Source organism: Rhodococcoides fascians NBRC 12155 = LMG 3623 (assembly GCF_001894785.1).
Lineage (GTDB): Bacteria > Actinomycetota > Actinomycetes > Mycobacteriales > Mycobacteriaceae > Rhodococcoides > Rhodococcoides fascians.
Map to the genome: position 1 here is coordinate 61,495 of NZ_BCWW01000006.1, position 21,749 is coordinate 83,243.

The 21,749-nt window shown below is 64.2% G+C and carries 19 protein-coding genes; 5 read left to right on the forward strand and 14 right to left on the reverse strand.

From position 1 onward, the window contains the following. Positions 1-97 precede the first annotated feature (97 nt). Positions 98-517: a hypothetical protein gene (locus RFA01S_RS13555; protein ID WP_174557254.1), complete on the forward strand. Its 420-nt coding sequence runs from the start codon at positions 98-100 to the stop codon at positions 515-517. A 56-nt stretch (positions 518-573) separates the two neighbouring features. Here the strand turns inward: RFA01S_RS13555 and RFA01S_RS13560 are convergent, their stop codons facing one another. The 3 genes from RFA01S_RS13560 to dapB are packed head-to-tail and all read right to left on the reverse strand — an operon-like array spanning position 574 to position 2,260. Further along, positions 574-1,026: a flavodoxin family protein gene (locus RFA01S_RS13560; RefSeq protein ID WP_032366463.1), complete on the reverse strand. Its 453-nt coding sequence runs from the start codon at positions 1,024-1,026 to the stop codon at positions 574-576. Between the two features lie 5 nt (positions 1,027-1,031). Continuing rightward, positions 1,032-1,451: a hypothetical protein gene (locus RFA01S_RS13565; RefSeq protein ID WP_072692106.1), complete on the reverse strand. Its 420-nt coding sequence runs from the start codon at positions 1,449-1,451 to the stop codon at positions 1,032-1,034. Positions 1,452-1,501: 50 nt separating this feature from the next. Then, positions 1,502-2,260, reverse strand: a complete 759-nt coding sequence (dapB, locus tag RFA01S_RS13570; RefSeq protein WP_032387272.1) for a 4-hydroxy-tetrahydrodipicolinate reductase — start codon at positions 2,258-2,260, stop codon at positions 1,502-1,504. A gap of 93 nt (positions 2,261-2,353) precedes the next feature. On the opposite strand from dapB, the gene RFA01S_RS13575 reads away from it, so the two are divergent. Then, the gene (locus RFA01S_RS13575) at positions 2,354-3,142 is read left to right on the forward strand and encodes an ABC transporter ATP-binding protein (RefSeq protein ID WP_032387271.1); all 789 of its coding nucleotides are present in this window, start codon (positions 2,354-2,356) and stop codon (positions 3,140-3,142) included. A 3-nt stretch (positions 3,143-3,145) separates the two neighbouring features. On the opposite strand, the gene RFA01S_RS13580 is transcribed toward RFA01S_RS13575, so the two are convergent. The 7 genes from RFA01S_RS13580 to RFA01S_RS13610 form a co-directional block, all read right to left on the reverse strand. Further along, entirely contained in the window at positions 3,146-4,252 is a 1,107-nt protein-coding gene (locus RFA01S_RS13580; RefSeq protein WP_032407080.1) for an alcohol dehydrogenase catalytic domain-containing protein, read from the reverse strand. A 116-nt stretch (positions 4,253-4,368) separates the two neighbouring features. After that, complete coding sequence (locus RFA01S_RS13585) at positions 4,369-7,047, reverse strand: MGH1-like glycoside hydrolase domain-containing protein (RefSeq protein WP_238325087.1); 2,679 nt, start codon at positions 7,045-7,047, stop codon at positions 4,369-4,371. 24 nt (positions 7,048-7,071) lie between these two features. Then, positions 7,072-9,021, reverse strand: a complete 1,950-nt coding sequence (locus RFA01S_RS13590; RefSeq protein ID WP_032407079.1) for a putative nucleotidyltransferase substrate binding domain-containing protein — start codon at positions 9,019-9,021, stop codon at positions 7,072-7,074. Continuing rightward, the gene (locus RFA01S_RS13595) at positions 9,011-10,558 is read right to left on the reverse strand and encodes a GMC family oxidoreductase (RefSeq protein WP_032407078.1); all 1,548 of its coding nucleotides are present in this window, start codon (positions 10,556-10,558) and stop codon (positions 9,011-9,013) included. Before RFA01S_RS13595 ends, RFA01S_RS13590 begins: the two co-directional genes overlap by 11 nt. A 12-nt stretch (positions 10,559-10,570) precedes the next feature. Beyond that, on the reverse strand, positions 10,571-12,082 hold the full coding sequence (locus RFA01S_RS13600) for an APC family permease (RefSeq protein ID WP_032407077.1): 1,512 nt from the start codon (positions 12,080-12,082) through the stop codon (positions 10,571-10,573). Between the two features lie 24 nt (positions 12,083-12,106). Then, on the reverse strand, positions 12,107-13,633 hold the full coding sequence (locus tag RFA01S_RS13605; protein WP_052060648.1) for an aldehyde dehydrogenase family protein: 1,527 nt from the start codon (positions 13,631-13,633) through the stop codon (positions 12,107-12,109). Positions 13,634-13,682: 49 nt separating this feature from the next. Then, positions 13,683-14,198: a DinB family protein gene (locus RFA01S_RS13610; RefSeq protein ID WP_032366611.1), complete on the reverse strand. Its 516-nt coding sequence runs from the start codon at positions 14,196-14,198 to the stop codon at positions 13,683-13,685. A 107-nt stretch (positions 14,199-14,305) separates the two neighbouring features. Here RFA01S_RS13610 and RFA01S_RS13615 point away from each other — a divergent pair, with 107 nt between their 5' ends. Together RFA01S_RS13615 and RFA01S_RS13620 are read left to right on the forward strand one after the other, a co-directional pair. Further along, on the forward strand, positions 14,306-14,560 hold the full coding sequence (locus RFA01S_RS13615) for a hypothetical protein (protein ID WP_032370974.1): 255 nt from the start codon (positions 14,306-14,308) through the stop codon (positions 14,558-14,560). Between the two features lie 309 nt (positions 14,561-14,869). Next, positions 14,870-15,610: a YdcF family protein gene (locus tag RFA01S_RS13620; protein ID WP_052060647.1), complete on the forward strand. Its 741-nt coding sequence runs from the start codon at positions 14,870-14,872 to the stop codon at positions 15,608-15,610. On the opposite strand, the gene RFA01S_RS13625 is transcribed toward RFA01S_RS13620, so the two are convergent. After that, entirely contained in the window at positions 15,604-16,197 is a 594-nt protein-coding gene (locus RFA01S_RS13625; protein WP_027496788.1) for a TetR/AcrR family transcriptional regulator, read from the reverse strand. The two genes, RFA01S_RS13620 and RFA01S_RS13625, sit on opposite strands and share 7 nt — an antisense overlap. Before the next feature lie 81 nt (positions 16,198-16,278). On the opposite strand from RFA01S_RS13625, the gene RFA01S_RS13630 reads away from it, so the two are divergent. Continuing rightward, a complete protein-coding gene (locus tag RFA01S_RS13630) occupies positions 16,279-16,758 on the forward strand; it encodes a DUF4188 domain-containing protein (protein ID WP_032370831.1) in 480 nt (159 codons plus the stop codon). 11 nt (positions 16,759-16,769) lie between these two features. Here RFA01S_RS13630 and nuoN read toward each other — a convergent pair whose 3' ends face one another. From nuoN to nuoL, 3 genes are read right to left on the reverse strand one after another with little or no spacing between them, the layout of a single operon-like run. After that, positions 16,770-18,332: an NADH-quinone oxidoreductase subunit NuoN gene (gene nuoN, locus RFA01S_RS13635; protein ID WP_045841815.1), complete on the reverse strand. Its 1,563-nt coding sequence runs from the start codon at positions 18,330-18,332 to the stop codon at positions 16,770-16,772. Next, on the reverse strand, positions 18,329-19,867 hold the full coding sequence (locus RFA01S_RS13640; protein WP_032407075.1) for an NADH-quinone oxidoreductase subunit M: 1,539 nt from the start codon (positions 19,865-19,867) through the stop codon (positions 18,329-18,331). The genes nuoN and RFA01S_RS13640 overlap by 4 nt, the downstream gene beginning before the upstream one ends. Continuing rightward, positions 19,864-21,735, reverse strand: coding sequence for an NADH-quinone oxidoreductase subunit L (gene nuoL, locus RFA01S_RS13645; RefSeq protein WP_032407074.1), 1,872 nt, complete (start codon positions 21,733-21,735; stop codon positions 19,864-19,866). The genes RFA01S_RS13640 and nuoL overlap by 4 nt, the downstream gene beginning before the upstream one ends. Between the last annotated feature and the right edge of the window lie 14 nt (positions 21,736-21,749).

Here is a 21,749-nt window from a genome sequence, read left to right on the forward strand (position 1 = left end):
TGCTCACAATCGGACATAGTTTCTTCACCGAACTCACTACATCGAGCCGCGTATCCTCGCGTGAGTGGATGTCGAGCGGTGGCGTAGCAGATTGCCGGTGAAACGAGCCTCGGACGGCGAGGTGATCGGATGGACCGTCGCACACAGCGCGGGTGAATCGTCCCCGTACGACGAACACGACGAGGGATACCTGGTCGATGCCGTCAATCCGGTGGGTATCACTGTTGCGCTGGGTGTGTCGCTGGAGGACGCGATTGCCGCCCTGGAGGAACGCGGACTGGCGTCCCTGTCGTTGCCGCACTGGACGAAAGCCCCACTGCCGTTGCAGCCCGAGACCGATCTGCTGACACCGCAGGACGATTGGCAGTGGCGCCGGGTGTTGATGACTCAGCTCGACGACAACCGTGTCTGGATCAGACCCGCGTACCCGAGTTGGCCGGAACGACTTCTGGAAATTCCGTTGTCGATCCCAGCCGACGACGTGCTGCGATCCCACTCCCCTGTCGAGTCGGACTGAGTCGGTACTCGCGCGGCCGCAGCGTGCCGAGACGTACACGCCGACTCGGGCCGCAGTCAGTCGGACAGACCGGCTGCGATCGTCCCGCCGAGCTCGTAGCAGCGCTCCCGCGACTCCTTGCCGCTGTCCACCAGGTGAGCGGTCTCGGCAACCTTGTCCAATCCCCAACCCGCTGCAATACTTTCGATTGCCCGCCCGGCACCAGCGGTGTCACTGTTTCCGTACACCCACGCACCGTAGGGCTTTCCGGATACCGCATCGAGACTCGGGTAGTAGACGGTGTCGAAGAAGTGTTTCAGGGCACCACTCATGTAACCGAAGTTCGCCGGGGTACCGAAGAGAAAGCCATCGGCGGCAAGCACATCCGGGACTGTCGCGCCGAGCGCAGGCACACTGCGCACGTCCACACCGCTGATCTCGGGATCACGGGCTCCGGCGAGGACCGATTCGAGCAGTTCCCGCATCGGCGGGCTCGGAGTGTGGTGAACGATCAGCAGAGTGCGCGCCATGTCCGTCAGCTCTCGGCACGTTCCAGTGCCACAGCACGTTTCATCGTCTCGCGAGCTCGCCCGCGATCACCCGCGTAATCGTAGGCCCGCGCCAGCCGATACGAATTGCGCCAGTTGTCGGGGTCTTTTTCCCATTCGGCCTTGACCTGTTGGAAGAGTTCGTCGGCCGCGTCTCGTTCGATGCGCCCCGACGGCCTCCTCGGCAGATCGTCGACGTCGAGTTCGAGGCCTTCCTCTCGGATGCGCGACGCCAGCCGCTGATGGTCCAATCCTGCTTTGAGCGTCGCCCACACGATCCACAACCCGACGATCGGCAGCAGAATCACCCCGATCCCCAGGGCAATACTGGCCACCCCGCCGTTCTGGATCAACGTCACTCCGCGCTGTCCGAGCAGGAAGAAGTAGAAGCCGAGGATCAACACCATCACTGCAATGATGGCGACGACTTTGGTCGCTTTGTTCACTGTCGATCAGCTCACAGATCCAGAAGCGGGTCGAGGCCGACGGTCAGCCCCGGACGGGCAGCGATCTCTCGGACTCCGAGCAGTACGCCGGGCGCAAAGGACGTCCGGTCCAGCGAGTCGTGTCGGATGCTCAGCGTCTCCCCCTGTGTCCCCAGCAGAACCTCTTGATGCGCAACGAGTCCCGCCAGTCGGATGGAGTGCACGCGCACCCCGTTGACGTCGGCTCCGCGAGCACCGTCGAGCTCCGTCGTCGTCGCATCGGGACTCTTCGGGGTGCCCGCTGCCGCCCGCGCTTCGGCGATCAGCGCGGCGGTACGGTACGCGGTCCCCGAGGGCGCATCGGCCTTGTTCGGGTGGTGCAGCTCGATCACCTCGACGGAATCGAAGAATCGGGCTGCCTGCTGAGCGAAGCGCATCGACAGCACCGCTCCGATGGCGAAGTTCGGTGCAATCAACACACCCGTCTGTGGGGATCCGGCCAACCACTCACGAACCTGCTCGAGCCGCTGCTCGTCGAAACCCGTCGTGCCGACGACGGCATGGATGCCGTGCTCGACCAAGAACTGCAGGTTGTCCATGACCACATCGGGATGGGTGAAATCCACGACCACCTGCGCACCGCTGTCGACGAAGTTCGCCAGCGGATCGCCCTGGTCGACAGTTGCCACGAGCTCCAGATCGCCGGCTGCGTCGACTGCGGCGCAGATCGCCTGACCGACCTTGCCGCGTGACCCCAGTACCCCTACTCGAACAGGTGCCGTTGCACTCACGTCGTTCCCACACTCGTTTCGTCGTCGTCTTGTCGTCCTACCGAAGACCGAGCCTACTTCCAGGCCCCCGACACCGGCAGCTACGGTCGGTCGGTGAAGTCCAGCGTTCTGTTCGCCGACCGCGTCGATCTCGTCCGTGGCGGCCGCTATCTCCTCAGCGATGCGACCGTGCGGGTCGACGAAGGCGAGCACTGGGTGTTGCTCGGTGCCAACGGTGCCGGCAAGAGCACCCTGCTCAGCTTGCTGGGAGCCGTCGTCCATCCCACGCGGGGCGCGGTGCACGTACTGGGCCACCGCCTGGGCCGCGTGGACATGCGCGAATTACGCACGCACATCGGACACGTCGACCCTCGTCTGAAGATCGAGGCCCCGCTGACTCTGCTCCAGGTCGTCCTGACGGGACTGACCAACACGCCCGATCTGATCCCGAGGTGGTCGGCCACCGAGGACCAGGTCGCTCGCGCCAACCGGCTCGTCGAGTCGCTGGGAGTTGCCCACCGCGTGGACGCGTCGTGGCACACCCTCTCCCAGGGCGAGCGGGGCCGGGCACTGATCGCTCGCGCACTGCTGCCCGATCCGGCGCTGCTGCTACTCGACGAACCCGCCACCGGCCTCGATCTCGCTGCCCGCGAACAACTCCTGACGGCGCTGGACTCGCTGCGTGCCGAACATCCCGGGCTCGCCAGCATCCTGGTCACCCACCATCTCGAGGAAATCCCCACCTCGACCACCCACGCATTGCTGATCCGCGACGGGCGCGTGCACGCTCAGGGGCCTGTCGACACGGTGCTGACGACGGACAACATCAGCACGTGCTTCGACCATCCGATCGACATCTCTCGCCGTCGCGGGCGGTGGGTGGCCACCGCGGCCCACCGCTGACGGTCAGTCGAAAACGATGACCTGACGGATGGCGTTGCCGTCGGCCAATTCGTCCATGCCGCGGTTGATCTCGTCCAACGTGATGCGCGAGGAGATCAGCTTCTCGACGGGCAGTCGACCCTCGCGCCACATCTGGGCGTACGTCGGAATGTCGCGCGCCGGGACGGCCGAGCCGAGGTAACTACCGATGATCGTGCGCGCCTCGGCTACCAGACCGAGAGGTGAGATCGACGAACGGGCGTCGGGAGCAGGTAGGCCGACGGTGATCGTCTTTCCACCGGGAGCCGTTGCCGCGACAGCAGTTTCGAATGCACGGGCGTTTCCCGCTGCCTCGATGACGATGTCCGCCTTGATCCCCTTCTCTGCGAGATCCGCAGGTGAATAGACCTGTGTTGCACCCAGATCGGTTGCGGCGACGAGCTTGTCGGGGACGCCGTCGACACCGATGACCTCACCGGCACCGATCGATACCGCGGTCAGTACGGCCGCCATGCCCACTCCGCCGAGGCCGACCACCATCACCGACTGCCCTGGCTTCGGAGTTCCGGCGTTGAGGACAGCGCCGCCGCCGGTGAGCACTGCACAACCGAGGACCGCTGCGATGTCGGCTGGGATGTCGTCGTCGACCGGTACCACCGACTTTCTACTGACCACTGCGTGTGTGGCGAAGCCGGAGACTCCGAGGTGATGCTTGATCTCGGCACCGTCTCGATGCAATTTGATGTCTCCGCCGAGCAACGTGCCCGCATTGTTCGACGCGCTTCCCACGACGCAGGGCATCTGGCCGTCCGTGGCGCACCCCGCGCAGTCACCGCAGCGCGGCAGGAACGTCATGACCACACGGGTTCCGACTGCTATGTCGTCGACGCCCGCGCCGACTTCCTCGACGCGGCCCGCGGCCTCGTGGCCGAGCAGCATCGGTACCGGACGAACGCGATTACCGTCGACCACCGACAGATCCGAGTGGCACAGTCCGGCGGCTTCGATCCGGACGAGCAGTTCCCCGTCACCCGGTGAGCCCAGTTCGAGATCGGAGACGGTGATGGGATGCGAGTCCGCGAAGGGACGAGATCGGCCGATTTCTTCGAGTACAGCGCCGCGAATCTTCATCCCGCCAGACTATGCGGCTGCGCCGCATGTGCGTGGATTTGGAGTGGAGCCCGCGGAACGACCCGAAAACACTTCGTAGCCCACTACGAAGTTCCACTCACATGGGCCGCAGGCCCTCACAGCGGCAGACGGGGCCTGAGCAGGTGCGCAACCAACGCCGTCCAGCCGGTTTGGTGTGTTGCTCCGAGTCCCTCGCCGGTGTCTCCGTCGAAGTACTCGTTGAACGTGGGGTGCTCACTCCACAGTGGATCCGAACTCGATTCGATCCGCTGACCGTCGGCAGGCCGCTTACCGTCGACCGGACGGAACAGTCCGGCGAGACCGTTGTCGATCAAGTCGGCAGCGTCGGTGAGGGTGCGGTGGTTGCCCGATCCGGTGGGGATTTCGATGGTGAACGAGTCGCCGTAGTAGCGCCCGTAGGCGCGCAGCTTGTCCGCCAGCAGCACGTTCACCGGGAACCACACCGGCCCTCGCCAATTGGAGTTGCCCCCGAACATTCCGGTCCGTGACTCCCCCGGCTCGTACTCGATGGACAGGCTTCGACCGTCGACGTCGAACGTGACCGGCTCGCGGTACGAAGCCGACAAGGAACGAATACCGAAGTCCGACAGGAACTCTTCCGAGTCGAACATGCGAGAGAGGATCCGCTTGAGACGTTCGGGCTGCACGAGGGTGAGCAGAAGGCGCACCTCGTTGCCTTCCCGACGCGCCAGCAGCGGTGAGACCATTTCCGGCCGACGGTGCTGAACCCACCGCAGCCGCGCCGCGAGGTCCGGGCACTCCGCCTCGACCCAGGGCGGAATTTCCGTGGCCCCGAGAATGGGAAGCAGACCGACCATGGATCGCACTCGCATCGGTACCGCGTCGCCCTCGGGTTGCACGAGAACGTCGTAGAAGAATCCGTCTTCCTCGTGCCACAGCGAAATGTGCTGCGAACCGAACGAGTTGACCGCCTTCGCGATCGAGAGGAAGTGCGAGAAGAACTTGGTCGCGACGTCGTCCCAGGCGCTGTCGTGGCGCGCGAGCTCGAGTGCGATCTTGAACATCTGCTGGCAGTAGAACGCCATCCAACTCGTGGCGTCGGACTGTTCCAGACGGAAACCGGGCGGCAGCGGAGCGGAGCGATTGAACAATCCGATGTTGTCCATACCGAGGAACCCGCCCTCGAAGATGTTCGACCCCTCCGAATCCTTGCGATTGACCCACCACGCGAAGTTGAGCAGCAACTTCGTGAACACCCGGACCAGGAACTCGCGATCCCGGTACCCGTCGATCCGATAGACGTGCCAGGCCGCCCAGGCGTGGACCGGGGGGTTGACGTCGCCGAACTCCCACTCGTAGGCCGGCAGTTGGCCGTTGGGATGCATGGCCCATTCCCTGCACATCAGGACCAACTGCTCCTTAGCGAAGTCCGGGTCCACATGTGCGAGAGGAATAGCGTGAAAGGCCAAGTCCCAGGCGGCGAACCACGGATATTCCCACTCGTCGGGCATCGAAATCACATCGGCCAGTGCGAGGTGACGCCAATGGGCGTTACGGCCCTTGGGGTCCTGACGCGAGTGCGGCGCCGGGGCTCCCACCTTGTCGCCCTCGATCCACTGCTCGACGTCGTAGCGGTAGAGCTGCTTGGTCCACAACAGCCCCGCATATGCCCGCCGCGCCACGTGTCGATCGGCATCGGTGAGGTCCGCACCGATCACTGCGCCGTAGAACTCGTCCGCCTCCGCACGACGGTCACCGGTGACCGCGTCGAATCCCGCACCGAACGTCTGCTCGTCCGGCCGATGGGGCGACAAGCGCAGTCGCACCGATTCGGTTGCACCCGAGGCGATGTCGTCGAATCTATACCAGAATGCAGCCTTCGTTCCGGTCTGCTCGGGGTTCACCGCACCCTGTTCGCCGTCGACGACATGTCGGCCGATGCCGTCCTTGGGATATGGGGAGATGTTCTCCTGCCCCCACAGGGCCTCGGCGTTGGTTTCGTTGTCGCAGAACAGGACCGCCGGCGTACCTTCGGCGCTGAGGTAGTACCGACCGAGAAAGCCGTGATCGGCGGCAACGCCCTCGAGGCCGCCGGCCAGCAGTTCCGGTCGGGTCAGCTGGGTGAGCGATCCGCCGCGATCGTCGCGCCCCCACGACCAGGTGTTGCGCAGCCACAGTTGCGGCAGCAGATCGACCGATGCCGCCTCGGGTCCGTGATTGGTGATGGAGATCGTGATGCAGATGTCGTCGGGCGACGCTTTCGCATACGTGACCTGAACGTCGAAGAACCGGTTCTCGTCCAGGATCCCGGTATCGGCCAGTTCGTATTCGCGGTCGTCTCGGCCGCGTCGGGCACTCTCCTCGCGCAGGTGCGCGTACGGATACTCCGCATGCGGGTAGCGGTAGAGCCACTGCATCCAACTGTGCGTCGGGGTGCCGTCGATCGCCCAGAAATACTCCTTGACGTCCTCGCCGTGATTCCCCTCCTCGTTGGCCAACCCGAAGAGTCGTTCCTTCAGAATCGGATCCTTGCGATTCCACAGGGCGAACGCGAAATTCAGGAAACCGAATCGATCGCAGATTCCACCGATTCCGTCCTCACCCCAGCGGTAGGCACGCTTGTGCGCCTGATCGAACGGAAACGACGCCCACGCGTTTCCGTCCTCTGAGTAGTCCTCTCGCACCGTGCCCCACTGCCGTCCCGCCAGGTACGGTCCCCACTGACGCCATGGCCCGCTGACCCCTGGTGACTCCGCCAAACGGTTGTGTTCGACGGTGGACGGGGTGGGAACGCTCACGGGATTGGTGGTCACGGCACACAGTCTGGTGCTTCCCGGTCAGCGATGCACGCCGACATTGGCGGCGAGGTACCCGACTCGGCGTTGCACCGCGGCGATCTCTCGGATGCCGTCGGTGAGCAGACTGCGCTCGAGCGGTGAGAGATCGGCCATGATCAGCACATCACCGGGCCGATGGCCTGCCGTCACCTGATCGATCTGGTGTGACAGCCGCAGCCGTTGAAGCAACGCGAACACCTCGGTCAACGTGGTGACGTCCCGTTCGGAGAGCATCCCGTTGCCCGACGCGGCCGCCAGACGCGCCGGTGTCGAGGCCGAGGCCATTCCCACCGACAGTCCACCCCACCGAGCGAGATTGACGATGGGAGTCAGTGCATGGGCCTTGAGGTCGAACGTACCGCCGCGCCGCGCCAGCACGTCTCGCAGCGAACGCAGCCTGGCCCGTCCGGCGAGGGCATCTCTGAGTTGCAGTCGCAGAGCATCGGGGTTGTCCACCAGCAGTCGGCGATAGGCGTCGGGAACGGTGTTCAACTCCCGCGGGCCCCACACCACCCTGCCGTCGATCATCAGCGAGGACATGATGAGGCCGGAGTCCCCAGCCGGAGTGGAGCCTGCGGAACGACCAGAGGTTCCTGCTTTGCCACGATCGCCGAAGGGGTTGCTGAGCCAGTGGGCCGCGGCACTTTCCCACTGTCCGGCCGAGCGTGCGAATCTCGGCGAACTCGCAACCGCACCGTTGGTGTCGGACGGCAACCCGGCACCGTCGAGGCTCGCGTGTACCCGAGCGGCCAGGCCCATCAGCACTTCGTCGCGAGTTCTCGGCACCGAGTTCGATCGTCCACGCACGTAGGGGTCGGCGGTGGTATCCGACCAAGTCAAAGCGCTGTCGACGTCCGAGGAGGGCATCGCCTCCCGTCGGGCGACGCTGCCCAGGGTGATCCAGGCGAAGTTGTGTCGCGGTACTTCGGGCCGCGCCGCCCATTCGATCTCCACGGCTCGGCGAACGAGGCTGTCGACCACGACGGACAGAATCGCGCTGACGGCCAGGGCGTCGGTCCCACCCCGGAACAGGTCCGCCACCAATCCCGGAACGAGCCTTCCTGCGTCGGCGAGTTCGGCCGATGTCGTTGCCGAGGTCACCGCGCGACGAACCACGAAGCTGCGACGCGTGGACGCGGCATGCAGATCGGAGTCCTCGACGACGCCGAGAACCTCGCCTCGGCTGGACACGACGGGCATGTGCCGCAGTCCCAGCTCGAGCATGTCCATCAGGACGGTGCCGGCCAACCGGTCCGCGGTGACCGTCTCGGTGGGCGACGTCATGACGTGCTCGACCGGGGTGTCGACGCCGATTCCCGCGGCGACCACCCGCACCCTGAGGTCACGGTCGGTGAATATTCCGTAGCGCGAACCTCGCAGCGGAACCAGGACGTACGAGCTGCCCTGTTCGGTCATGTGCCGAACTGCGTCTCGGACGGAGGTGCCGACGGAGACGAACACCGTTGGGGCCGAGAGCAGTTCGCCGACGGCGCGGCCGGCACTACCCTCGGCCGCCCCACCGCGATGCGTGCTGGCCGAGGTGACGGCGTCGGCCAGAAACGCCAGCCCGGTCGGCGTTGCGAACAGCGGTCGAATCAGCTCTCCGGGCAACCGAAGAACGGTGCTCGGCTCGGTTGCGCGCGCACAGAATTCGACCGTCCCGCCGACAAGCAACGCCGAGAAACCGAAGACCCCGCCCGGACCGATGGTGTCGATCGGTACGGCGGCGGGCGAGGTGTCGTCGTGGTGCACGATCACCACTCGACCGGTACGCACCACCCACACGGTGTCGGCCACATCGAGCTTCGACGTCGGGCCCACAACCCATGCGCCACTGGCATAGTCGAGTTCGACGGCTGCTCCGGCGATGTCGGTCAGTACCGCAGGTGACGCGCCCTGGAACGGTGGGTGCGCGCCGAGGAAGTCGGCAAGCTCCGATCTATCCGCCACGGATCAGGTCGGCGCACTTTTCCGCCATGGTCATGACCGTGATGTTGGGATTGACATACGGCAGCTTCGGCATCGCCGACGCGTCGACCACGCGCAGGTTCGAAACGCCCTTGACGCGCAACTCGGGATCGAGCACGGCCATGGTGTCGTCCACCGATCCCATCCGCGCCGTGCCTGCCGGGTGATAGACCGTGTTGTGGGTCTTGTGCACGTAGTCGAGCAGATCATCGTCGGTGACGGCATCGGGCCCGGGTGCGAGTTCGCGTTCGATCCAACCCGCGAGTGGACCGTCTGCGGCGATAGCGCGCGCCAGCTTCAGACCGGCGAGCATCACCGCGTCGTCATGGCCGTCGGCATCGGTAAAATAGCGCGGATCCACCTTTGCGCGATCGCGAAAGTCCCTGCTGCGCAACCGAACAGTTCCCCTAGAACGACCCTGGGTGACGTTGGGCGTCAAACAGAACCCGTTGTCGGTGCTCGGATAACCCCACCGGAGAGTGTTCATGTCGAACGGCACGCTGCCGTAGTGCATCATGATGTCCGGGTAGTTCAGCGACGAGTCGGTCTGCGCGAACACGCCGATCTCCCACCACTGCGAGGACGTGGTGACCATGGGCTTGCTCGCCTCCCAGAACACCAGCCCCTCGACGTGGTCGTCGAGGTTCTCTCCCACTCCCGGTGAATCGACCCGAACGGTGATTCCCATCTCCTGCAGCTGTGCCGCCGGTCCGATTCCGGAGAGCATCAACAACTTCGGAGTGTCGATGGCACCGGCGGTGACGATCACTTCGCGTCGCGCGGACACGGTGTCGTAACCGGTCAGGTCGGGGCGTTGGTACCGCACACCCGTAGCGGTCAGCGACTCGTCGATCAGAATCTCGCTGATCCAGCAGTCGGTGCGCACCTCGAGGTTGGGCCGCGATCCGATGATCGGGTGCAGGTAGGCATGGGACGTCGACATACGCGACCCGTCCTCACCCGCGTTGATCTGAAACCAGCCGGCACCGTTGAGTACCGGCGTCCCGCGGTTGAATGCAACGGTGGGAAGCCCTACTCCGGCGGCCGATTCGAGCACTGCTGCACCGCATGGATCGTGCGGCGGCACGTCGCGGATTCGAACGGGTCCGTCGTGACCGCGGCCGGTGTCGTTGTTCTCTACGCGCGCAACGAACGGCAGGATGTCCGACGCGCCCCAGCCCGTCGCACCGGCCGCGGCCCAATCGTCGAGAGTTTCCGCCGGCGGATGAAAAGCGATGCAGGAGTTGTGCGACGAGCAACCGCCGAGCACTTTCGCACGCGCATGCCGCATGAAGCTGTTGCCACGTTCCTGCGGTTCGACGGGGTAGTCCCAGTCATAGCCGGAGTCGAGCAGATGCATCCACTCGACGAGTTCCCGGATCGCTTTGTCGCCGACGTCGGTGGGACCTGCCTCGACCAGGCAGACGCTGACGGAAGGATCCTCGCTCAGCCGCGCGGCCAGGACGCACCCCGCCGTGCCACCTCCCGCGACGACGTAATCGAACTGGGTGTCTGTCACTGCACGCTCCTTCTAGTTGCCCGTGGAGGCATGTGATTTCAGAGTGCCGATGTGCTTGCGCCCCTTGATTGCGTACCACAGCAGGCCCACGCCCAGGATGCCACCGATGTAGACGAACGCACCGAACGTGTTGTACCAGGGGGTTCCGTACACGGCCTCGCGCGGCCAGGCGAGGTTGAGCGCCATCCCGGCACCCCACACCACCGCCGCAATGTTGACCGGCAGGCCGAACTTACCCATCGTGAAGTATCCGCCGGGTTTGAGATCCTCCGGCGGCCACTCGCCTTTGATGCGCTTGACCAACAGTGGTCCGGTGACCATCAGATACGCGAGATAGATCATGATGATCGCGATCGAGGTGAGGACCGTGAAGATCTGCGGCTGACCGATGTTGACGACGAGGATCACGATGGCCAGCACTCCGATGGTCACCGCGGGCACCACCGGGGTCTGCGTCTTCGGATTCACCTTGGCCAGGCTTTCGCCGAAGGGCAACGCGTTGTCTCGCGCCATGGCGAACGTGAGCCGGATCGCCGCGGTGTGTACTGCCAGTGAGCAGACGAAGACCGCAATGACGATGCAGATGAGGAAGACGGTGCCGAGCGGGCCCCACATCACCGATTCGACGATGGATTGCAGGCTGCCGTCGGGGCTGCCGAGGGAAGGATCGTTCAGGTCCGGCGCGGCCATGACGGCGAACACCAGGATGGCTCCACCGATGACGAACGAGGCGAGGATGGCGCGAAAGATCGCTTTGGGAGCGGTGCGCCGAGGTTCGACGGTTTCCTCCCCGAGCGAGCTCGCGGTGTCGAATCCGTACATGACGTATCCCGACGCCAGCGACGCGACCAGGAAGGCACCGAGGTAGCCGCCGCTCTCACCGGCACCGTAGCCGTTGGTGGAGAAGAACACCTCGGGTCCCCGAGTGATGTTGGCCGCGAGCAAGATCGCGATGAGCACGGCCGCGATGAGTTCGATGAACACACCCGCACTGTTGATCATCGCCATCAATCGAACGCCCAGCGCGTTGATCGTGGTGGTGATGGCGATCAGAATCGCACCGAGCAGCACTGCATTGGCCGCGAAGTCGGTGGCACCCGAGCCGTCACCGATGATCTGAAATCCGCTCCAGATACGTGGCAGATTCAGCTGCAGAGCGAGGGCAACGGCGGCCAGTGTCACGATCGATGCCGTGAGCATCAACCAGCCCGCCGACCAACCGACGATCCTGCGGCCCAACAGCTTCGCCCAGTTGTACACCGATCCCGCCACCGGATACTTCGCTGCCAACTCCATGAAGCACAGTGCCACGCAGAGCTGACCGACGAAGACCGCAGGCCACGACCACAGGTATGCCGGTCCGGCGGTGCCGAAGCCGAAGTAGAACAGCTGAAAGGTGCCGGTGAGGATCGAGATGTAGCTGACGCCTGCGGCGAAGCTGGCGAATTTGCCGAGACTGCGGTCGAGCGATTCCTTGTAGCCGAAATCGTCCATTCCGCTCGAATTGTCGTTCAGTATTGCCATGCCTGTGGCCTTTCCCATCGTGCTCTATCGGGTACCGAACCACCCCGCCGCTGTAGGTGAGGTGTTGTGCCAAATATGCTTCGCTTCTTGATATTCGGACATACCGGACGGTCCGAGTTCGCGGCCGTTCCCGGACTGCTTGAAGCCGCCCCATTCCGCGGCCGCCGTGTAGACACCGAAGTCGTTGAGCCACACCGTTCCATGACGAAGCCCACGCACCATTCTTTCGCCTCGCGCGGCGTCGGACGTCCGAACACCCGCGGCGAGACCGTAATTCGTATCGTTACCCAGTAGAAGCGCCTCGGCCTCGGTGTCGAATCGCTCCACAGTGAGTATGGGCCCGAACGTCTCGTCTTGCACGATATTCATCGACCGATCGCAGTGATCGAAGATGGTGGGCAGGAAATAGCTACCTTTGCTCAAGGACGGATCGTCCGGCTTGGTACCTCCTATGACCAAGGTGGCCCCCTCCTCGATACCCGTCGCCACGAAGCCTTCGATCTTCTCGCGCTGCGCCTGCGACACCAGCGGTCCGGTCTCACTGGCCGGGTCCATACCCGGCCCCATCACGATGGTCTTCGCGCGCTCTGCCACGGCGGCCACGAACCGGTCGGCCACTGATTCCTCGATGATCAATCGGGTACCGGCCGAACACACCTGACCGGAATGCAGAAACACTCCGGTCAGTACGTTGTCGACCGAATCGGCGAACGACTGCTCGTCGGCCACCGCGTCGGCGAACACGATGTGTGGATTCTTTCCCCCGAGTTCCACCGCCACCTTCGTGACGTTCTCCGCGGCCGCGGCAAGAATGTGCCTGCCAGTGGCGAGTCCGCCGGTGAAGGAGACGAAGTCGACGTCGCGGTTCCTGGTGAGCGCATCTCCGAGCGTTGCGCCGCTGCCCTGCAGCAGGTTGACCACACCGGCAGGCACTCCCGCTTCTTCCACGAGCTTGGTGAACGCGATGGTGCTCAGTGGCGTCACCTCGCTGGGTTTGAGCACCATGGTGCACCCAGCAGCCAAGGCGGGGGCGATTTTCCACGAGATCTGCAACAGCGGGTAGTTCCAGGGTGCGATCATGACGCAGACACCGATGGGCTCGTGCACCACTCGGCTCAGAATTTCCGGACGGTCGACGTCGATCAGTCGATCTGCCTGCACCACAGCGAGATCGGCATAGAAGCGGAACACCGAGGTGACGTCGTCGATATCGATCTCACTCTCGCCGAACGTCTTTCCGGTATCGAGGGTCTCGATATGCGCCAACTTCGCCTTGTCCCGTTGGAGCAAGTCCGCGATGCGATTGAGCAGATCACTGCGCTCACCCACCGTCACCGAGCGCCAGGGGCCGTCGTCGAACGCTGCCCGCGCCGCGGCAACCGCAGCCAGGGCATCGTCGGGTGTCGCCTCGTCGACGACGGCCACCACGCTGCCGTTGGACGGATCGACGATGTCGCGGGTCCCGCCGTCACCGGCTTCCTGCCATTGCCCGTCGATGAACAACGACGGCCGCAGTGAGCTCGGGTCGAATCCTGCATCGGAGTCGGTCACTCGACACCTTCTTCCGTGTGGGGGCCTGTTGGTGTGTCTACGGTATGCCTCAGCGGCCGGTGACTCCATCGATCTGTTCGCGGATGATGTCCGCGTGCCCGTTGTGCCGCGCATATTCACTGATCATGTGCACGTAGACCATCCTCAATGACATCGGCCCGCCGCGACAGTCGACCGGATCCTCGAACGAGTATTGGGCAGCGACCACGTCCGAGGCCTCGCACTCGGCAGCGAATCGCGCGAAGTCCGACTCTGCACTCGATGCCGTCGCGCCCAGGAAGTCGGAATCCTTACCCAACGCAGCGTCGTACATCGGATCGAACGACATCGACGCCAGTCGCTCTCGAAACCAGATGCGTTCGACCTTCGCGAGGTGCCGGACGAGTCCGAGGAGGGAGAGCGTCGAGTGCGAGAAGGGGCGTTGCGCAAGCTGTTCGGCATCGGCACCGGCACAGATGTTCGACAACGTGGCTCTATGCCAACGCAGCATTCCTTCGAGAATGGGTCTGTCGTCACCGACGAGCGGACCGTCGACGGGATCGGGCGTGGGCGCGGTGAAGCTCATACTGCGATTGTCGAGCACGAAGTGGCTCCTGCCGAACGACCCGCCCGAAACAGAGTGCGAAGCCCCAGCAACAACCCATTCGGACAATTCACACTACGGTGGGATTCATGACAATCGAAGATGTGGGCGGCAGGCGAACGGTGACGGCGGATGAGCTTCTTCTGTTGGTGGGTGATCATCTCCTCATCGAGGAGGGTGTCGCGACCGGGTTCATCGAAAGCGCTGGGCAGGTTGCCGAGAACGTGGCGGTGACGGTCACCGATGGCGTCGACGGAACCACCACGACCGAGCGAGTTTTCCTTCCCGACGCCGAGGTGACCATCGAACCAGCTGACCGCGGACGCGCTCCGGTCACGATGTGACGATCGAGTTCAGCCGACACCGAAGTACAATCCTGTAACTCGAGCAACTCGGATCACACCAGCCACACTGGCACCGAACTGAGCTAGGGTGACGAAAACCCGTCACCGTTCAGGAGGGCAGCCGACAATGCGATCCGGCCGACAACAACCGTCGATTCGCGTTGCCGTGGTCTCCTGTGTCGCCGTGTTCGGGCTCGCCCTGGGATCCAGTTCGGCGACGGCCGAGCCCGCTGCGCCGATCTCGACCCCAACGATTGCCGACGCAGTACGTTCGGCCGCCGCGCAGCAGTACAACGATGCGCAGAATGCTTGGTCAAGGGTCGCTACGAGGCCGGTTTCGCCGCACTGGACGCGGTTGCCACCGCCGCACCGAACGATGCCAATGTCGCAGCACTGCAGACGTTCTACGCCAACGCAACCGATGATGCCGACGCGCGAGCGCAGCACTCGGCCCGCCTGCGCGCCCTGTCTCCCCCGCTTGCCGATGCGGTGGATCGGGCTATCGAAGTCATCGACGAGGCGGCGACGGAGGCGATCGACTTCACGCCTGCGACCGATGGCGTGAGGACGGCAATCGTGGTGCTCGGCCTGGGCCTGAACGACGACGGCAGTATGGCACCGGAATTGGTGCAGCGACTGAAATCCGCTGCCGCGGTCGCCGAGCGTTCCCCCGAATCACCCATTATCGTCACCGGCGGAAATCCGCAGCGCGGCGTCACCGAAGCCGAAGCGATGAAGAAGTGGCTGATCGACAACGAGATTGCGGCCGACCGCATTCACGCCGAGTCCACTGCGAATTCGACGGTGCAGAATGCGCAGCGCGCCACCCCACTGGCTACTGAGATCGGTGCTGTGAATCTGGTGCTCGCAACAACTCCCAGCCATCTTCGGCGAGCGATCTCCGACTTCGAGATCGCCGGTGCCGACGTGATCGGTGCCGCCACATCCACCCCCGACGATCTTCCGGCCCTGCCCGCGCTCGCTCCGACAGCACGGTTGGGCATGACCGTCGACGCCACCAAGATCATCGGGATACCGCGCACCTACTGACGCATCCACCCGCGCAGCACAGACGCCGCCCCGGCGTCGAACATCACCCGACGATCCTCGTCGTCGGCCATCCCGGGTATCGACAACTCGAGCGACACCAGACCGTGCACGATCGCCCAGAACGAGTGGCTGATCACGTCCACCGACGCGCCGCTCATCGTGCCTGCCTCGACGGCGCTCGCCACCGCCGCCCGAAGCGGATCCATCGCGGCGGCCGCGAGGTGTGCTTGATCGGATACGTCGACCGAACCGAGCACTCCGCCGAACATCACTGCGTAGAGGTGTGGGTTGGCCATGGCCCAGCGGCGGTACGCAAATGCCAGTTCGCGCAGGTCGACCTCGGATTCCCCGGTGACAGGAACGCTGCGTTGCGCGTCACCGAAACTCGAGAACGACGCGCCGAACAGAGCCACCAGCAGCTCCGCTCGACCGCCGAACAGCGAGTAGATGGCCGTGGTCGAGGTGCCCTGCGCGGCCGCGAGTTTACGCAACGACAACGAGTCGACGCCATGGCGCGCAACGGTTTCCGCTGCGGCTTCGAGTAGCCGGGTGCGCAGTTCGGCATCGTGAATTCTGGGTCTCGCCACTTGCGAAATCTATCACAACAGTGTTTTATAACAGTGTCACGCCATGCGCTCGGCCCCGAAACGAACAGACGGGAACACGTCATGCAATCCATCATCGACGGCCGCACCACGGTCGAATCCGACCGCGACACCGTCACGGTCTTCCTCATCGGAATGCGCATCAACAATCCCCTTGCCGTTCGCTCCTGGCTTCCCGCCGCGCGCGCGATGCCGCGGATGCTCAGCCACCTCGAGCAGGATCCCACCTCCGGACTGCTCGGCTACCACTCGTGGTTGGGCCGCACCACCATGCTCGTCAGTTACTGGCGCAACGCGGAAGACCTGACGCGATTCGCCTCCGATCCCGACGCACCACATGCCCCCGCATGGCGTGCCTTCAACCGATCGGTCGCTGCGACCGGCCATGTCGGCGTATGGCACGAAACCTATACCGCGACAGCCCAGGACAGTGAAGCGATCTACGTCAACATGCCGACATTCGGCCTCGCGGGAGCCATCGGTGGAATCCCCGTGGGCACCGGCTCGCACACGTGGAAGCAGCGAATGAAGTCCGCTAAGTAGGCCTGTACGAGCTAGAGGAAGTTCCCGGCCCGCGCGGCGATATCGAGAACGGGCTGAGGAAAGACTCCCAGTGCCACGGTGACGATCACCGACACCCCGATCGCACAGGCCACCGGCGCGGTAGGACGCACCACCGTGGCGGTCCGTTCGCTGGGTTCGGTGAAGAACATCAGCACGATCACGCGCACGTAGAAGAACGCTGCAATCGCACTGCACACCACTCCGACCACGACCAGTGCGGCTCCCCCCGCACCCGAGGCTGCGCTGAACACCGCGAACTTACCGATGAACCCACTGGTGAGCGGGATCCCGGCGAACGAAAGCAGGAACAAGCCGAACACAGCGGCGACGAGCGGCGAGCGGCGACCGATACCCGCCCATCGCTCCAGGTCGCTCACCTCACCGCGTTCGTCTCGGGCCAGACCGATGACGGCGAATCCACCCAGCGTGCTGAAGGCATAGGCAAGCAGGTAGAACATCGTGGCCGACACCCCCGAATCACGTACATCACCCGAACTACCCAGCGCAGTCACTCCGGTGAGGATGAACCCGGTGTGCGCCACGGACGAGTAGGCCAGCATTCGTTTGACGTCGGTCTGCGTCACCGCGACAACCGAACCGAGCACCATCGTCGCGATGGCGATCACCCACAACATCGGACGCCAACTCGACTCGAGACCGGGCAGCGCCATTCCGAAGATTCGCAGAATCGCACCGAAGGCCGCCACCTTGGTCACGGTGGCCATCAGCGCCGTCACCGGAGTAGGGGCACCCTGGTAGACGTCGGGAATCCACGAATGGAAAGGCACGGCACCGACTTTGAACAGCAGACCCACCGCAAGCAAGGCGGTTCCGATCAGCGCGAGTGATCTGCCCTGGCCGTTTGCCGTGATGGCGTCGGCGATGCCGTCCAATCGGACCGTCCCGGCGTAGCCGTAGAGGAACGCGACTCCGAACAGGAAGAACGCAGACGAGAACGCGCCCAGCAGAAAGTATTTGAGGGCTGCTTCCTGAGAGAGCAGTCGTCGTCGTCTCGCCAGTCCGCACAGTAGATACAGCGGCAACGACAGCACCTCCAGCGCCACGAACATCGTCAGCAGATCCGTGGACGCCGGAAACAGCAGCATGCCGCCGATCGCGAACATCGCCAGTGGAAAGACCTCGGTCTGGGCGACGCCTGCATCGATGGCCTGCTTCTCTGCCACGCTGCCCGGCGTGGTCGAGGCCTGCGGAGTGAACGAGTCGATGCGGCGCTCGGCCCCAGCCCCGGTGACGGCGACGGTGCGCTCCGCCAACAGTGCAATGGCCGGAATTGCCACGAGCACAATGGTTCCCTGCAGGAACAGAGTCGGTCCGTCGATCGCGACGGCCCCGTTCATCGCGGCTGCCTCGGTGCCGGCCAGGCCGAGCACTGCCGCGAGGGCGCCGACCAGCCCTGCCAGAGCGAGACCCACGTGGGTTGCGCGACGAGCACGTAGCGGTACGAACGCCTCGACGAGAACCCCGAGAACCGCGACACCGAAGACGATCAACATGGGCGACAGCAGACCGTACTGCACTTCGGGAGTGGTCATCGTTGACCTCCTGCACTGTCGACGATCGTGGATTGCACTGCCGGAGTGATGATGTCGAGTGCCGGTTTCGGGTACACCCCGAACACGATCAGCAGCGCGAGCAACGGGACCACCACCAACGCCTCACGGGGAACGAGATCGGAGATCTTGTCGCTGCCCTCTCGGACGGGCCCCGTCATCACCCGTTGGTAGAGCCAGAGAATGTAGATCGCCGACAGCACGAGCGCACCGGTGGCCACGATTGCGGCGACGCCGTAGCGACCGAATGTGCCGATCAGCAACAAGAATTCGCTGATGAACGGGGCAAGACCGGGTAGCGAGAGCGTGGCCAGACCAGAGATCAGAAACGTTCCGGCGAGCACCGGCGCGACCTTCTGGACGCCGCCGTAGTCGGCGATCGCGCGTGAACCACGACGGGACACGAGAAAGCCTGCGATCAAGAACAATGCGGCGGTGGAGATTCCATGGTTGACCATGTACAGCGTGGCACCGGCCTGACTCTGACCGGTCATCGCGAAGATGCCGAGGATGATGAATCCGAAGTGCGAAATCGAGGTGTAGGCAATGAGTCTCATCATGTCGGTCTGACCGATCGCCAGTATCGCGCCGTACACGATTCCGATCACTGCGAGCGTGATGATCCACGGGGCGAACGTCTGCGACGAACCGGGAAAGAGCTCGAGGCAGAAGCGCAGCATGGCGAAGGTGCCGACCTTGTCCACCACCGACATCATCAGCACAGCAGTCGCCGGGGTGGACTGCACTGCAGCGTCGGGTAGCCACGTGTGGAACGGCCACAGCGGTGCCTTGATCGCGAACGCGAACATGAAGCCGAGGAACAGCGCGTTCAGAACCATCGGATCCACACCGAGTCCCCCCGATGACGCCGCATCCGCGATCGCGCGTAAATCGAACGTCCCGCCGTCGAACGGGCCGTCGGGCCTGGCCGTGACGACGTACAACCCGATGACGGCAGCCAGCATCACCAGGCCACCGAACAGGTTGTACAGCAGGAACTTCACCGCGGCACGCGTGCGCTCGGTACCACCGAAACCACCGATGAGGAAGTACATCGGAATCAACATCGCCTCGAAGAAGATGTAGAACAGCAATACGTCCAACGCGAGGAACGAGACGAGCACCATGGACTCGACCACCAGGATCAACGCCATGTAGGTGTGCGAGACCCGGCGCGATCCGTAGTTCGCCACACGGCTGCCGTCGTGCCAGCCCGCGACGAGGAGCAATGGGGTCAGAACGGTGGTGAGCAACACCAGCACGAGGCCTATTCCGTCGAGGCCGAGCGTGTAGCGCGCACCGAATGCCCCTATCCAGGAATGATCTTCGAGGAACTGGTAGCGATCGCCACCGGAGTCGAATGCCACGGCGAGTACCACCGACACCACGAGTGTGCCGGCAGCGAACCCCACGGCGACACCACGCGCGATTGTCGGACGATCGGCCGGCACCAGGGCGACGACAATCGCGCCGAGAATCGGCAGAACCCACAGGACGGTCAGCCAGGGGAACGTCACAGGACCACCACCATCAGCACGACGAGAACTGCCCCCGCGAACATCGCCAACGCATAGGACCGTACGAATCCGGTCTGCAGCCGCCTCGATCGAGTCGATACTCCGCCGATCGATCTCCCCACCCCGTCCACGACCGCGTCGATACCCGCCTTGTCGGCGAATACCATTGTGTTCGTGAGCTTTTGACCGGGCCGCATGAATGCTACCTCGTTGAAGGCGTCGCCGTATAGGTCAGCGCGTGCGGCTCTGGTCAGCACCGATACGTCCTCGGGTGGAATCGGGGGAACGTCACGAGCGATGTACTTCCGGTACGCGACGCCGGCACCCACGAGTACCACCGCCAAAACTGCGACCGTCACGACCCAGGCAGGTATCGCGTGTTCTTCGTGCGCCGATCCCACCACCGGTTCCAGCCACGTCTCGAGGCGTCCACCCACCGCAAGGAAGGCACCCGATGCCACCGAGCCGACGGCCAACAGAATCATGGGGGCTGTCATCGTCGCCGACGCTTCGTGCGGGTCTGCCTGCGCCGACCAGCGTTTCGGGCCGAAGAACGTCATCAGCATCACCCGAGTCATGTAGAAGGCCGTCAAGCCCGCACCGAGCAACGTGACGCAGCCCAGCACCACACCTGCCGCTCCCCCGGCCGCGAACGCGATCTCGATGATCGGATCCTTTGCGAAGAAACCGGAGAACGGCGGAACTCCGATGATGGCGAGGTAGCCGAGACCGAACGTGACGAACGTGATCGGCATCGCGGCACGGAGCCCGCCGAACCGTCGCATGTCGGTCTCGTCGTACATCGCGTGCATCACCGAGCCGGCCCCGAGGAACAGGCCTGCCTTGAAGAATCCGTGCGACAGCAGCAGCACGATGGCGAAGGCATAGCCGGACGGGCCGAGTCCGGCCGCGAGCACCATGTACCCGATCTGACTCATCGTCGAGGCGGCGAGCGCCTTCTTGATGTCGTCTTTCGCACAACCGATGACGGCACCGAACAGCAACGTCACCGCGCCGACCGTGACGGTCGCCGCCCGCGCCACCGGCGAGGCCTCGAACACCGGTCCGGATCGGACGATGAGATACACCCCGGCGGTGACCATCGTCGCCGCGTGGATGAGTGCGGAGACCGGCGTCGGGCCCTCCATCGCGTCGCCGAGCCACGACTGCAGCGGCACCTGGGCCGACTTCCCGCAGGCCGCCAGCAGCAACATCAGTGCCATGGCGGTCGCCACCGATTCACCCGCGTTCCCGATTCCCGCGAACACCACGTCGTACTGCACAGACCCGAAGTTCACGAACATGATCATCAGGGCGATGGCCAAGCCGATATCGCCGACGCGGTTGACCACGAACGCTTTTCGAGCAGCCGTCGCTGCCGATGGCTTGTGTTGCCAGAATCCGATGAGCAAGTACGACGCCAGACCGACACCCTCCCACCCCAGATAGAGGCCGAGGAAATTGTCTGCCAGCACCAGCAGCAGCATGGCTGCGAGAAACAGATTGAGGTACGCGAAGAAGCGTCGCCGCTCCGGGTCATGGCTCATGTACCCGATCGAGTACACGTGAATGAGTGATCCGACCCCGGTGATCAACAGGACGAAACAGATCGAGAGTTGATCGGCACGCATGCCGAAGTCGACCTGCAATTGGTCGACGGGCACCCAGCGGAACAGCGTGTGAGTCAGTGTTCTGTCCGACTCGTCCCGTCCGAGCATCGACGAGAACACCAGCGCCGCAACGACGAACGACGACACCGCGGCGGCCGTCGCGAAAAGGTGGCCCCACGAGTTGCAGCGCCGGCCACCGAGCAGCAGGACGGCCGCACCGAACGCCGGCAGAGCCGGGAGAAGCCACAGGATCGACATCGTTTCTGCTCCCC